Raw genomic sequence first — 12,147 nt, 5'->3', positions numbered from 1 at the left:
TGCGCTTTTCGTTTACTCTAAGAATTATTCAGATACTGCTTTTCCCTCTTGTACATGCTCCATCGCCATATGAACAAGCGACGACACATGATGGTCATCTAAAGAATAATACACGACTTTTCCATCTTTACGAAACTTGACGAGCCCTTGTTTTAACAGGGAGCGAAGATGATGAGATGCTGTCGCAATCGAGCAGTCGACAGAAGCAGAGACATCACAAACGCACAATTCCTCTTCGATCGTCAACGCATAAACGATTCGTAGTCGTGTCGCATCTGAAAGGATCTTAAATAATTTTCCGATTTCAAGCGTCGGAATCGTATCAACGACTTGTCCAATCTCAGACGCACGCTGTTCATCAATAGCAATCGTTTCACAACGGGGAATGTCCATGTCCGTCACCTCGTTTCTATTTCTATATTGCACCATGAGAAACAGGACATTTGCAAGTTCAGCGCATCCGCCTACGAATGAGCCAAAATACAACCCATCCCCCTACGTAATCACCGATATCCCAAACGATTCGATTTTGATCGACCGCACGTACACCGATATCGATGATCTTCGTACTCTCCAATCGATTCCTATAACGCTTACGTAATCGAGCAGGAATCGGGAGACGAAGCAGTATTCGATAATAGATGTCTAAGTGGGTGTGTCCCCAAATTTCTGTAGCGATCGAACTTGTCTTGATATACAACGGACGTTTGTAGCGTCTTTCATACTTTTCCTTCAGCAAGAGAGCCATTTCATAAGATACACGATTAGGACGCGGAAATAAAATTTTCCCCAAATGGTAGATCCCGCGATTATCTACGCGAATGATTTGTGGTTCCAATCGATACCGGATCCAATAGCCCCGAAAACGGATCGTCTGCCATTTCAATACAATCACCTCTGAACGGATTATACCCTGTTCTGAAGAGATTGATGCCATTCCCGTACAGCATCTGTCATATGTTGTGCAGCACGCCGTCGATCTTCTTTAGCAAAAATTTCCGAGATGACCGCATATCCTTCTAATGGGATAGGAAGAGAAGCGACATTCGTTGCCGTAATTCCGCCAATGCCGATTAAAGGTAAGCACACGGCTTCGCGAATCGCTTGAAGCATCGTGTGTGACATCGAGTCGGCGTCTGCTTTCGATGACGTCGCAAATAGAGAACCTACACCTAAATAAGATGCTCCATCTCGTTCTGCTTCAATCGCTTGCGCGACGGTTGCTACCGATACGCCGATCACAGTGTTCGGTAAGAGACGTCGCGCTGCGGTTAGAGGAATATCTTCTTGTCCGATATGCAAACCAGCTCCGACAAGTAACGCAATATCAATTCGGTCATTGATAATCAAAGGAACATCATGACGATCCGTCAGTCTCTTTAACCGGACTGCCTGTTCGAAGAATTCCTTTCCCTGCGCTGTTTTTTCCCGTAATTGTATAATCGTTGCACCACCTAAAATCGCTTCTTCAACCACCGTTTCGATTGCAACTCCCGGATGATATCGACGATCTGTCACCGCATAAATGGAATAATCAATTGACATGTTCTACCACCTCCATCAAATCTTGCTCCGTCATCAGACTGATTGCATTGAACAACTCTCGTTTGAAATTACCTAGACCTTTTTCTGATGCTGCCTGTTCTCCTGCTTTTCCCATGATAAATGTTCCGTGGACTGCTGCCTCAAATGCAGAATATCCTGCACCAAGAAAACTCGCAATCAAAGAAGCTGTCATACACCCCGTACCTGTGACGTCTCCGAGACGCGGCGTACCTACTTGTAGTTCCACTTCGCGCATGCCATCCGTGATGTAGTCGATTGGACCTGTGACGACAATGACGGACTTTTGTTTACGAGCGAATGCACGAATGATTTCTCGATCCATGATCTCATCACTAGCAGCATCGACTCCTTTTGTTCGTCCATTCTCCCCAAGCAATGTCTTGATTTCTGAAGCATTTCCTTTAACGACCGTACATCCGAGTCTACTCAATTCTTTTGAAAAGGACGTACGCAATGATGTGGCTCCCGCTCCAACTGGATCAAGGATGATCGGAACGTTCAAGCGTCTCGCTTCGCTTGCGGCGAGTCGTTGAGCTGCTTGCATGTCTGCATCAATTGTTCCAATGTTCAAGACAAGAGCTTGCGCGCGTCGAACCATCTCTTCCACTTCGCGAATATCCTCCGCCATGACTGGAGATGCGCCAACGGCAAGTGTGACATTGGCGCAATCATTGATCGTGACTGTGTTCGTCAAATGATGAATGAGTGGTTTGTGTTTAAGAATGGTCGTAAACATGTGAATCCCTCCAAAGTGAATGAAAATGATGTGTCGGTCCAATCCCTTGTCCGAGAGCAAATCCATGACGAATCGCCTCTGTAACATACTTCTTGGCCTGACGTACACTGTCCGTTAAAGCTTCTCCAAGTGCCATCCGTGCCGCAATCGCTGCAGATAAGGTACAGCCTGTTCCGTGAGTATGTTGATTATCTAACCGATCTGATGTGAAACGGTATTCTTCTTGCCCGTCCCATAATAAATCCGTGGCAGCTCCCGGTAGATGTCCACCTTTTAGCAAGACAGCTCCAGTCTCCATAGCCAACTGATGCATCGCCAGTCGCATCTCCTCTAAATTAGTAACTGATTGCCCTGTTAAGCGCTCTGCTTCCGGTAAATTTGGTGTGACGAGTGTCGCAAGTGGCAGTAACTCCGCGATTAGTGCTTCCTCTGCCTCCGTCCGCAATAGGGCATGCCCGCCTTTTGCGACCATGACAGGGTCTAGTATGATTGGAACTGTCTGTTTGCGAAGATGTGTTGCAATGACGTGAATCGTTTGTGCATTCGAGACCATACCGATTTTGATAGCATCCACACGAATATCTGAAAAGATTGAAGCTAATTGGGCATCAACGATTTCCGATGATAACTCTTCTACTGCTTGAACGCCCAGTGTATTTTGAGCCGTTACCGCTGTCAAAACACTCATCCCATAAACGCCCAATGCCGAAAATGTCTTTAAATCTGCCTGAATTCCAGCTCCACCACCGGAGTCAGATCCCGCAATCGTCAATACATGTTTCATATTTTTCTCACCTTTCCATCGAGCAATGTAAGGGAGTTGTTACCGACAAAAAAAGCGTCGACCGCTGTAAAAAAGCAGTCGACGCTATACGAAATCGTTATCCAACCACTTCGGTATCCGTTCGGCTCAACTTTCCTACGCTGGTATTATCCAGTTCAGGTAATAGGGTCGAAAACAGATTGGTTTTCCTCTCAGCCGGATTCCTCCAGCTCCCCTAGTTGCTCAAGTATTCATTTCGCCTTAACTGTAGCATAGCGGCAAGAAAAAAACGAGCCGAAGCTCGTTTTGAATTATAGATATGCTAATGGATTAACTGCATTCAGAGGAGAAGAGGCACTGTACTGATAGCCTCCGACATGTAGTTCGAAATGCAAGTGTGGTCCTGTTGAATTCCCAGTACTACCAAGTGTTCCAACTTGCTGACCTTGAGAAACTGTTTGTCCTGCATGAACAGATAACGAACTCATATGAGCGTAGACTGTCGTATAGACTTTCCCGTCAAGGAAGTGAGAAATCATGACGTGATTTCCATAAGGCCCACCACCTGAAGCTGTAATGACCGTTCCAGCTGCTGCTGCGACGATTGGTGAGCCGACCGAACCACTGAAATCGACACCATTATGGAACGTATAGCCGTTCGCACCGCTTGCTGGTCCAAACCCTTGTGATACGCCACCAGAAGATGGACGAACGAATTTCCCACCGCTCGAAACAACGGGTGAAGCAACTGAAGTAGGTGATTCTGAACTCTTACCTGCTTGTTTTGCTGCTTGAGCATTCGCTTTAGCGGCTTTTTCAGCTGCTGCTTTCTCGGCTGCTGCTCTTTCAGCCGCCACTTTAGCTGCTGCCTTCGCTGCCGCAATCGCACGTTCTTGAGCTTCAAGTGTCGCTTGTAGTTCTTTCGCGTCTAGAAGTTCTGTCGTAAACTTCGTCTTACCTTTTCTTAATTTTTTAAGCGTAGCACTGCGTTCTTTCATTTGAACTTTCAACGCTTTTTTTTGTTCGATTAATGTTTTCTTCTCTTCAACCTGCTCCGCCTTTTTTTCAACGAGCGCTTGTTTTGCTTCCGCTAGCTTTTGTTGGGTTGCGATGTAATCCGAAATCATTTTATCATCTTGCTCCGCGATTTTTTTCCCTGCCATGACACGACTAAATAAATCGCCTAAATCCTTCGATCCAAAAATGACTTCTTCCCATTTGATTGAGTTTCCATCGTTTTCTTGGAAGACACGTAGACGATCACCGAGTAGTTCTTCTTGTTTTTTCAACATCTCTTCGTAGCGAACGATGTCTGCTTTTAATTCATCGATTCGCAAATTCAATTTCTCGATTTGTTTATTTTTTTCGGAAATCTGAAAAATCTTTTCGTTGATCGCTGCATCGATTCGATTGATTTGACGTTGTTCTTTCGAAATTTTCGACTCTTGTTTTTTAATTGCTTTTTCTAATTTACGTTGTTCTGCGGCATTTTCAGCCTTTTTTTCTTTGATCGTTGCTGCCGCAATTGGTTGTGTTCCTGTTATAAGTAATGCTCCTAAAACAATGGTAGAAATTAGTTTTTTTAGCATATATCGTTTTCCTCACTTATGTTTTTCATATTTTATTATAGTATTCAAGTTTCTCTCATATCTGAAATAGATTATAGCACCCTAATCGTTTCAAAAAAATTTCATTTACATTTCAAATGAAAACGTTTTTTGTAATATAATCATTTATTTTTTGAAAATCGCAAAAAAAAGAACCGCTGCATAAGCAACGATTCTTTACTGTTTAAAACATCGTCATTGGGTTCACTGAGCTAGCTGGACCAGTTGCACTATAGCTGTATCCACCGACGTGGATTTCAAAGTGTAAGTGTGGACCAGTTGAATTCCCAGTGCTTCCACGTAAACCGATTTGTTCACCTTGACTGACGCGTTGACCTGCGTGAGCATTGAGTGCGCTCATATGAGCATACAATGTTGTGTACGTTTTACCGTTTAATTGGTGGGCAATCATGATGTGGTTTCCGTAAGGACCACCACCTGATGCTGTAATGACTGTTCCTGTTGCAGCTGCAACGATTGGAGTTCCAACCGGACCACCAAAGTCGATCCCGTTATGGAACGTATAACCGTTTTCTCCACCTGCTGAGCCATAGCCTTGCGTGACAGCCCCAACCGTTGGATGGATGAACAGACCACCGGATGATGGTGACGGTTTAGGTGTCGCAGGTGCTGACGGTGTTGGCGCAGCTGGTGTAGATGCTTTTGGAGTCGATTGTTTCGTCGAACCAGAAGGTTTCGCTGCTTGCGACGCTTTCTCTTGTGCTGCCTGCTGAGCCGCTGCTTCTTTAGCTGCTTGTTGCTCAGCTTCTTTTTGAGCCGCTGCTTGAGCTGCTTCAGCTTCTGCTCGCGCTTTTGCTTCACGTGCTGCTTGAGCTTGACGCTCTTTTTCGATCCGTGCTTCACGTTCACGTGCTGCCTTTTCAGCTGCAATCGCTTTTTCTTGAGCAATCAAAATTTGCTGGACTTCTTTTGCATCCATCAATTGTGTTTCAAATTTCGCTTTTTTCTTACGTAATTCTTTTAAGCGTTTGTTTCGCTCTTTTAATTGCGATTCAAGTTCTGCTTGTTGGCGTTTCAATTCTTGCTTTTCAACAACCAATTGTGCTTTCTTGTCTTTCACTTCTTGTTGTGCATCCGCTAACTGCTTTTGCGTATTTTGATAATCCGTGATCATTTTATCATCTTGCTTTGAAATCGATTTTCCGGCCATGACACGGCTAACGAGGTCACCGACGTTTTTTGCCCCAAAAATGACTTCTTCCCATTTAATCGAGTTCCCGTCATTTTCTTGCATGACACGAAGACGATCCCCAAGTAGTTTTTCTTGGCGTTTTAATTTCGCTTTATACTTTTCGATTTCTTTTCCAAGTTGAACGATTTCTCGTTCCGTCGCCTTAATTTGACGATCTTTCGTTTCGACAGCAAAGATCTTTTCATTCAAGGCTTCGTCTAATCGATTGACTTCTTGTTGCGTCTTAGAAATTTTTTGACCCTCCTGATTAACGGAAGACTCTAAGTTTTTTTGTTTTTTAGCATTGTCTTGTTGCTGTTGTTCGTTTTTAGCTTTCTGTTCACTTAAATCGTCAGCTGCTGCAAAATGAGGTGCTGATGAAAGAACTAGTGCGGAAACGATGAGCGACGCGAACGTTTTTTTCATGTAGTATTCCCTCTTTTTCTCTAGTAGTATGTCGATGCATTATATGGAATAACAGTTACGTTAAAATTAAATTCTATAATAGTTTTTCTTATTTATAGGAACGTTTTTGATTATAGCATTCATTCCTCTTCCATAATATTTCAGTGATATTTCATTTTAAATAAATCGTTCTTCTTCTATGTAATAGAAAATGATGGAAAACAGCTTCCCATTGCAACTTTGATTCATTTTTGGGAAACTGAAGCGAATGGAGGGAAACATCAGATGAAACTAGATCATACCGGCATCGCCGTTCGCGATATGCAAGAAGCAATCTCATTTTATACAAAAGTACTTGGTGGAACATTAACAAAAGAGTACTCAAACCCCGCACCTGGTGTCGCTTCCAACATCGCCGTCATCGAGTTCGATGATGCGCATATCGAGCTGTTGACACCAACTAGCCAGGATAGTCCAATCGCTCGTTTTTTAAAACAACGTGGAAAAGGAGTCCATCACATTGCCTACCGTGTTGATGATTTAGATCAAGCAATCGCCGAAGCAAAACAACAAGGCTTAACATTTTTAGAAGATACGTATCGAACGACGCCGTTTGGACGACGACTGATTTATATGAACCCTCGTCATTCACATGGGGTTATCACGGAACTCTGTGATTATCCAGAGAACTCATAAAAAAATCAGCACTGCGACAACGCAGTGCTGATTTTTGTTTTATACGATTAGCCGAGTTTTGCAACGATTTCTCGATTGAATGCAGGAATGTCATCCGGTTGTCGACTTGAGATAAAATTATCATCAACAACGACTTCTTCGTCCGCGAAATCTACTCCAGCATTTTCTAGGTCGATGCGAATTGATTTATAACCTGTCATTTTTCTTCCTTTAACGATTTTGGCGTTAATCATCAACTGAGGTCCATGACAGATCGAGAAGATCGGTTTTTTTGACATATCGAATTCTTCGACGAATGAGACGAAACGCTCATCTTCGCGTAGTAAATCTGGTGAAAATCCACCTGGTATCAAAAGGGCATCATAGTCTGCCGCCGATGTCTCATCAATTGAGAGATCAACGGTTACTTTTGCATCTTCCTGTTTACCAACAAGCTCTGCACCTTTTTTGGCACCAATGACAGTAATGTCGTGCCCCGCTTCTTTTAACGCATCAACCGGTCCAGTGAATTCTACATCTTCAAAATGATCGGCGAGTACGACTGCTACTTTTTTAGACATGTGATTCATCTCCCAAGTTGTTTGAATTTAAATCGGATTTTCTCCGCGATCTCGTGGAGAAACCGGATCATCTGGCATCTCGTTTTTCCCTTTTAGGATTTCCTTTTGCTGCTCCTCTGTCAGTTTCCGTTCTTTATCAGACAGACGATCCCGTTCATCTTCCAATTTTTCATTTGGACGATCGGTTTCTTTTGGTGCCATCGAAAACCCTCCTTAAGGATGTATTTCTTATAACGAATCGACGACTTTAACAGAAAGGTCGACATCGATGTTGCCACGAGTCGCTTTTGAATACGGGCAGAAGTTGTGTGTCTTCTCAAGTAGTTCTTCTGCTTCTTCTTGCGATACCCCAACGACTTCGACGACGAGTTTCGCCGCAATTTTCACACCGTTATCCGCTTCGTCCTGTAAGAGGCTGACTTCTGAATTCGTCCGCGTCTCGACTCGTTTTTTCGCTTGGCGCGCCATCAAATTGTAGGCACCATCAAAACAAGCGGCATATCCTGCTGCGAATAACTGTTCCGGGTTTGATGTCGGAATGTCTTCTTTGCCTTTTGTTCCAGGCATGACTAAATCAAGATTAATGACGTTGTCATCTGAAGCGACTTTCCCGTCGCGACCACCGACTGCAGATGCGCGCGAAGTAAGAATGACGTTTGACATGATAGAAAACCCCTTTTCCTGTTAAATTAAAAAGACTTTTTGCCACATAAACAGTAATACCCGTCACCGGCGGAGATAAACACAAGGAGTGTTCAATCCCTTTACCCTGCCATTCTTTCAATAACGAAAAAAGACGATGAACTTAATGTCCATCGTCTTTTGATTTTGCTATTTTATCCGATATCCTCTGTTGCAACTTCTTCTTGATCAGGCAATTGAAGATAAATCGACTTCACTTGGTGGTTATCGACTTCCATGACCTTGATCGTATACGCTTGATAGCGGAATTCTTGACCACTTGATACTTCTGTATCCTGTGCCATGACCCAACCACCAATCGTATCAATATCTTCTTCTTCAATACCTAGGTTAAAGCGTTCATTTAAGTCATCAATTAAGACACGACCTGAAATCCGGTATAATCGTTCATGGATCTGTTCGATATCCGCTTTCTCATCTTTATCGAATTCGTCTCGGATTTCTCCGACGATTTCCTCCAATATGTCTTCCATCGTGATGACACCAGCTGTACCTCCGTATTCATCAATGACGAGTGCCATTGGCGTCCGTTCCACCTGCATCTTCAGCATCGCGTCTTGAAGCGGTGAATACTCGGATACGATCGGCAAGTTATGGACATAATAACTTAATGCTTTCCCTTTGTTCGCCATATGGTCCGTAAATAATTGTTTTGCATTGATGAAGCCAAGGATTTTATCCTTATCTCCTTCTTCCGCTACCGGATAACGTGTGAACTGATACTCTTCAACGAGACGAATAATGTCCTCCATCGATGCATCGTTCGAAATCGTGATTAAATCTGTCCGCGGTAACATGATGTCTTTCGCGATTCGCTCATCGAACGAGAAGATATTTTGCATGTAGGAAAGTTCGGTCTGGTTGATTTCTCCACTCTTGTAACTCTGCGTCATGATGATTTTAATTTCTTCTTCCGAGTGAACTTCTTCGTGACCAGCAGGTTCAACACCAAACAGACGAAGAATGACCCGGGCTGAACCGTTCAATGTCCAAATGAAAGGTTTCATGACCTTACCGAACCAATAAAGCGGTGGTGCGAGTAACATCGTGATAGCTTCCGTCTTTTGAATAGCCAAGGACTTAGGAGCTAGTTCTCCAAGCACGACATGAAGAAACGTTACAATTGAGAATGCAAGGACGAACGAAATGATCGTCGAAACGGAGTTTGGGATGTCGATTTCTTCGAACAACATACTGAGAATCGCACCTACCGTCGATTCTCCTAACCACCCGAGACCAAGCGCTGTCACGGTAATTCCAAGTTGACAGGCTGATAAATAATAATCCAAATTCTCAAGCAGCCTTTTCGCTATTTTCGCAGTCTTGCTTCCTTCTGTAATCAACTGATCGATTCGAGACATTCGCATTTTGACGACCGAAAATTCGGCGGCAACAAAAAAAGCGGTTAAAATGATGAGTAGTGCAATGACGAGTAGTCGAATAATGATCGTCGTCGTGTCGAATGTCTCCATTGAGTGTGTACTGTCCAATCGTTTCCCCGAAGAAAGGGGATTCACCTCCATTAATATAAAGCCAGATGCAAAGGCATCTAGTCGTTTACAGCAAAAAGAAGCTTTATTCTTTCAAAGCTTCCTTACTTTTTCATATTCATACTATAACGGAACTTTTGCAAAATGTGTACTTGAAGACACGATTTCAATCGGTCAGACCACGTATAGGATGAAGATTACAATCATGAGCAACATCGCGATTCCCTTTAACAACGCACTTGATAAGATACCGAGAACCGTACCGATCCCTACTGAAACGGCTGTTTGCCATGTTTTTTTACTAATGATTTTTTCCGTCAAGATGGCAAAGATGAACGGGAAAATCAATAGTCCGATTCCTGGTAAAATAAACGGTCCAGCAATCAATCCCACTGTCGTCGCGATTTTAGCCGCTTGAGATCCTCCCCGTCGATCAACAGTGTAGGCGCTGACGAGATAATCCAGTGTGAACAAGAGAATGATGAAAATCGCTTGAATCACCCAAAAACTAATTGATAATTCAGAGAAACCGAATCCGAATCCATAAATCAAAAAGCCTACTACTAAAATCGGCGCACTTGGGATGATCGGATATACGAGTCCTGCAAAAGCGACGAGAAAACACACGACGATTAGACTCCATAATAAAATTGTCACTTCCATCCCTCCCTTCTTCTAAAGTTCTTGCTTTTATTACGAACGTGAAGAGGCAAAGGTTTCATCAAGCGCTTGTTTCAATCGTCCTTCTAAAAAAGAACGATCCCACTCATTTTTATAGCATTATATTGGTTAAATTCCTGGTTTAAAGTTCTTTAAAACCCGCTTGACTGACTGATTTTGAGCAATATGTTTGGTAGAAGTGTATGGATGTGTTTTACTTCTTTTCATAACGTGAATAACTTAATTGTTATAATAACGAATGGAGGATGAAATGAGATGGCTCAACAAAACGAAGCTACGTTGCATACGGATTTTACGAAGATTTATATTGACGGTCAGTGGCGCACAGGCGCAAGTGACAGCAACATGACGAACACAAATCCATTCACTGGAGAAGAGCTCTTTACGATCTCTGCCGCGAACCAACAAGATTTAGATGATGCGTATGAAGCGGCTCAAGTTGCTCAAAAAGACTGGGCGAAAGTTCCTGCCTTAAAACGCCAAGGTCTCATCGAAAACTTCCTGAAAGTGTTGTACGAAGAAAAAGAGACTATCATCGATTGGCTAATCAAAGAGTCAGGAAGTACACGTATTAAAGCGGAAGGTGAATTCCTCGCCTCAGTCTTGATCGTAAAGGAAGCTGCTACCTTCCCATTACGGATGCACGGTGAAATTCGTCCATCGGTCGTACCAGGCAAAGAAAACCGAATCTATCGTAAAGCACTTGGCGTCATCGGTGTCATCAGTCCATGGAACTTCCCGTTCCACTTAGCTGTGCGGTCGATCGCTACTGCTATCGCTATTGGGAATGCAGTCGTCGTTAAACCGGCAACAGACACACCTGTCTCAGGCGGTTTAATTTTCGCTAGCCTGTTTGAAAAAGCTGGATTACCAAAAGGTGTTTTAAATGTTATCGTCGGTCGTGGTTCAGAAATCGGTGACGCCATCGTCGAACACCCTGTCCCACGCTTGATTTCCTTTACAGGATCAACTGAAGTCGGTCGCCACATCGGAGAACTTGCCGGTAAACACCTGAAGAAAACAGCGCTTGAACTTGGCGGAAACAACGTCTTCGTCGTACTTGATGATGCTGATCTCGATCGTGCGGTTGAATCTGCTGTCTACAGCAAGTTCTATCATCAAGGTCAAATCTGTATGTCGACGAACCGAATTCTTGTCGCTTCTTCGATTCATGATGAGTTCGTCGAAAAATACGTTGCTCGTGTGAAAGAATTACAGTATGGTGATCCATCACATGACCGGACACAAGTCGGACCACTCATCAATCAATCACAAGTCGAACGCATCCTTGAAGATCTTGAAAAAACAAAAGCTGCCGGTGCAACCGTTCGTGTAGGTGGAGAAGCAAAAGACAACGTCATTGCGCCAACTGTCGTCACAGGCGTCACGAACGATATGCCGCTTGCTAAAAATGAAATCTTTGGACCAGTTGCCGTCATCATCCCATTCGATACAGATGAAGAGGCACTTGAAATCGCGAACTCTCTTCCATACGGATTGAGTGGCGCAGTGCACGGTTCATCTATTGAACGTGCGACCGCTTTTGCACTGGAAGTCGAGACAGGTATGATTCACATCAACGACCAATCGGTCAACGATGAGCCACATATGCCATTTGGTGGTGAAAAAGATTCAGGACTTGGTCGCTTTAACGGTGAATGGGTACTTGAAGAATTCTCAACTGTACAATGGTTGTCCGTCATGCATGATCGCCGCCAATACAAACCATTCTTTGAATAAATAATCGAG

At 43.6% G+C, this 12,147-nt stretch carries 14 protein-coding genes and 1 riboswitch; of the genes, 2 read left to right on the top strand and 12 right to left on the bottom strand.

Going from position 1 to position 12,147, the window contains the following annotated elements:
- Positions 1 to 24 precede the first annotated feature (24 nt).
- The 7 genes from B3M90_RS11340 to B3M90_RS11310 all read right to left on the bottom strand — a co-directional run bounded on the left by B3M90_RS11340 (position 25) and on the right by B3M90_RS11310 (position 6,290).
- Positions 25 to 393: an ArsR/SmtB family transcription factor gene (locus B3M90_RS11340; RefSeq protein ID WP_035412491.1), complete on the bottom strand. Its 369-nt coding sequence runs from the start codon at positions 391 to 393 to the stop codon at positions 25 to 27.
- A 58-nt stretch (positions 394 to 451) separates the two neighbouring features.
- Entirely contained in the window at positions 452 to 700 is a 249-nt protein-coding gene (locus B3M90_RS11335) for a hypothetical protein (RefSeq protein WP_290784175.1), read from the bottom strand.
- 206 nt (positions 701 to 906) lie between these two features.
- Complete coding sequence (thiE, locus tag B3M90_RS11330) at positions 907 to 1,545, bottom strand: thiamine phosphate synthase (protein WP_290784173.1); 639 nt, start codon at positions 1,543 to 1,545, stop codon at positions 907 to 909.
- On the bottom strand, positions 1,535 to 2,302 hold the full coding sequence (thiM, locus tag B3M90_RS11325; protein WP_290784171.1) for a hydroxyethylthiazole kinase: 768 nt from the start codon (positions 2,300 to 2,302) through the stop codon (positions 1,535 to 1,537). The genes thiE and thiM overlap by 11 nt, the downstream gene beginning before the upstream one ends.
- Complete coding sequence (gene thiD, locus B3M90_RS11320; RefSeq protein WP_290784169.1) at positions 2,283 to 3,086, bottom strand: bifunctional hydroxymethylpyrimidine kinase/phosphomethylpyrimidine kinase; 804 nt, start codon at positions 3,084 to 3,086, stop codon at positions 2,283 to 2,285. Before thiD ends, thiM begins: the two co-directional genes overlap by 20 nt.
- 115 nt (positions 3,087 to 3,201) lie before the next feature.
- Positions 3,202 to 3,312: riboswitch (TPP riboswitch) on the bottom strand.
- 64 nt (positions 3,313 to 3,376) lie between these two features.
- A complete protein-coding gene (locus B3M90_RS11315; RefSeq protein ID WP_214856429.1) occupies positions 3,377 to 4,654 on the bottom strand; it encodes a murein hydrolase activator EnvC family protein in 1,278 nt (425 codons plus the stop codon).
- Positions 4,655 to 4,856: 202 nt separating this feature from the next.
- Positions 4,857 to 6,290, bottom strand: a complete 1,434-nt coding sequence (locus tag B3M90_RS11310) for a murein hydrolase activator EnvC family protein (RefSeq protein WP_290784166.1) — start codon at positions 6,288 to 6,290, stop codon at positions 4,857 to 4,859.
- 264 nt (positions 6,291 to 6,554) lie between these two features.
- Between B3M90_RS11310 and mce the strand changes: the two genes are divergently transcribed.
- Positions 6,555 to 6,965, top strand: a complete 411-nt coding sequence (gene mce, locus B3M90_RS11305) for a methylmalonyl-CoA epimerase (RefSeq protein WP_035412473.1) — start codon at positions 6,555 to 6,557, stop codon at positions 6,963 to 6,965.
- Positions 6,966 to 7,012: 47 nt separating this feature from the next.
- Here mce and B3M90_RS11300 read toward each other — a convergent pair whose 3' ends face one another.
- The 5 genes from B3M90_RS11300 to B3M90_RS11280 all read right to left on the bottom strand — a co-directional run bounded on the left by B3M90_RS11300 (position 7,013) and on the right by B3M90_RS11280 (position 10,380).
- The gene (locus B3M90_RS11300) at positions 7,013 to 7,525 is read right to left on the bottom strand and encodes a type 1 glutamine amidotransferase domain-containing protein (RefSeq protein ID WP_035412470.1); all 513 of its coding nucleotides are present in this window, start codon (positions 7,523 to 7,525) and stop codon (positions 7,013 to 7,015) included.
- Between the two features lie 27 nt (positions 7,526 to 7,552).
- Entirely contained in the window at positions 7,553 to 7,726 is a 174-nt protein-coding gene (locus B3M90_RS11295; protein WP_290784164.1) for a hypothetical protein, read from the bottom strand.
- 27 nt (positions 7,727 to 7,753) lie between these two features.
- The gene (locus tag B3M90_RS11290) at positions 7,754 to 8,188 is read right to left on the bottom strand and encodes an organic hydroperoxide resistance protein (RefSeq protein ID WP_035412467.1); all 435 of its coding nucleotides are present in this window, start codon (positions 8,186 to 8,188) and stop codon (positions 7,754 to 7,756) included.
- A 173-nt stretch (positions 8,189 to 8,361) separates the two neighbouring features.
- Complete coding sequence (locus B3M90_RS11285) at positions 8,362 to 9,699, bottom strand: hemolysin family protein (RefSeq protein WP_290784162.1); 1,338 nt, start codon at positions 9,697 to 9,699, stop codon at positions 8,362 to 8,364.
- A gap of 192 nt (positions 9,700 to 9,891) precedes the next feature.
- Positions 9,892 to 10,380 carry a DUF456 domain-containing protein gene (locus B3M90_RS11280; protein ID WP_290784160.1) on the bottom strand — a complete coding sequence of 163 codons (489 nt, stop codon included), beginning with the start codon at positions 10,378 to 10,380 and terminating at the stop codon, positions 9,892 to 9,894.
- A gap of 273 nt (positions 10,381 to 10,653) precedes the next feature.
- On the opposite strand from B3M90_RS11280, the gene B3M90_RS11275 reads away from it, so the two are divergent.
- Positions 10,654 to 12,138 carry an aldehyde dehydrogenase family protein gene (locus tag B3M90_RS11275; RefSeq protein ID WP_081780441.1) on the top strand — a complete coding sequence of 495 codons (1,485 nt, stop codon included), beginning with the start codon at positions 10,654 to 10,656 and terminating at the stop codon, positions 12,136 to 12,138.
- Positions 12,139 to 12,147 lie beyond the last annotated feature (9 nt).

It is taken from the genome of Exiguobacterium sp. UBA6309, assembly GCF_002439205.1.
Classification (GTDB): domain Bacteria; phylum Bacillota; class Bacilli; order Exiguobacteriales; family Exiguobacteriaceae; genus Exiguobacterium_A.
The sequence above is the reverse complement of the archived record's forward strand: the minus strand, read 5'-3'. Positions and strand labels throughout refer to the sequence as shown.

Coding starts and splice junctions, on each gene's coding strand:
- B3M90_RS11340 (WP_035412491.1), bottom strand. CDS start 393: ATGGACATTCCCCGTTGTGAAACGATTGCTATTGATGAACAGCGTGCG.
- thiE (WP_290784173.1), bottom strand. CDS start 1,545: ATGTCAATTGATTATTCCATTTATGCGGTGACAGATCGTCGATATCAT.
- thiM (WP_290784171.1), bottom strand. CDS start 2,302: ATGTTTACGACCATTCTTAAACACAAACCACTCATTCATCATTTGACG.
- thiD (WP_290784169.1), bottom strand. CDS start 3,086: ATGAAACATGTATTGACGATTGCGGGATCTGACTCCGGTGGTGGAGCT.
- B3M90_RS11315 (WP_214856429.1), bottom strand. CDS start 4,654: ATGCTAAAAAAACTAATTTCTACCATTGTTTTAGGAGCATTACTTATA.
- B3M90_RS11310 (WP_290784166.1), bottom strand. CDS start 6,290: ATGAAAAAAACGTTCGCGTCGCTCATCGTTTCCGCACTAGTTCTTTCA.
- mce (WP_035412473.1), top strand. CDS start 6,555: ATGAAACTAGATCATACCGGCATCGCCGTTCGCGATATGCAAGAAGCA.
- B3M90_RS11300 (WP_035412470.1), bottom strand. CDS start 7,525: ATGTCTAAAAAAGTAGCAGTCGTACTCGCCGATCATTTTGAAGATGTA.
- B3M90_RS11295 (WP_290784164.1), bottom strand. CDS start 7,726: ATGGCACCAAAAGAAACCGATCGTCCAAATGAAAAATTGGAAGATGAA.
- B3M90_RS11290 (WP_035412467.1), bottom strand. CDS start 8,188: ATGTCAAACGTCATTCTTACTTCGCGCGCATCTGCAGTCGGTGGTCGC.
- B3M90_RS11285 (WP_290784162.1), bottom strand. CDS start 9,699: ATGGAGACATTCGACACGACGACGATCATTATTCGACTACTCGTCATT.
- B3M90_RS11280 (WP_290784160.1), bottom strand. CDS start 10,380: ATGGAAGTGACAATTTTATTATGGAGTCTAATCGTCGTGTGTTTTCTC.
- B3M90_RS11275 (WP_081780441.1), top strand. CDS start 10,654: ATGGCTCAACAAAACGAAGCTACGTTGCATACGGATTTTACGAAGATT.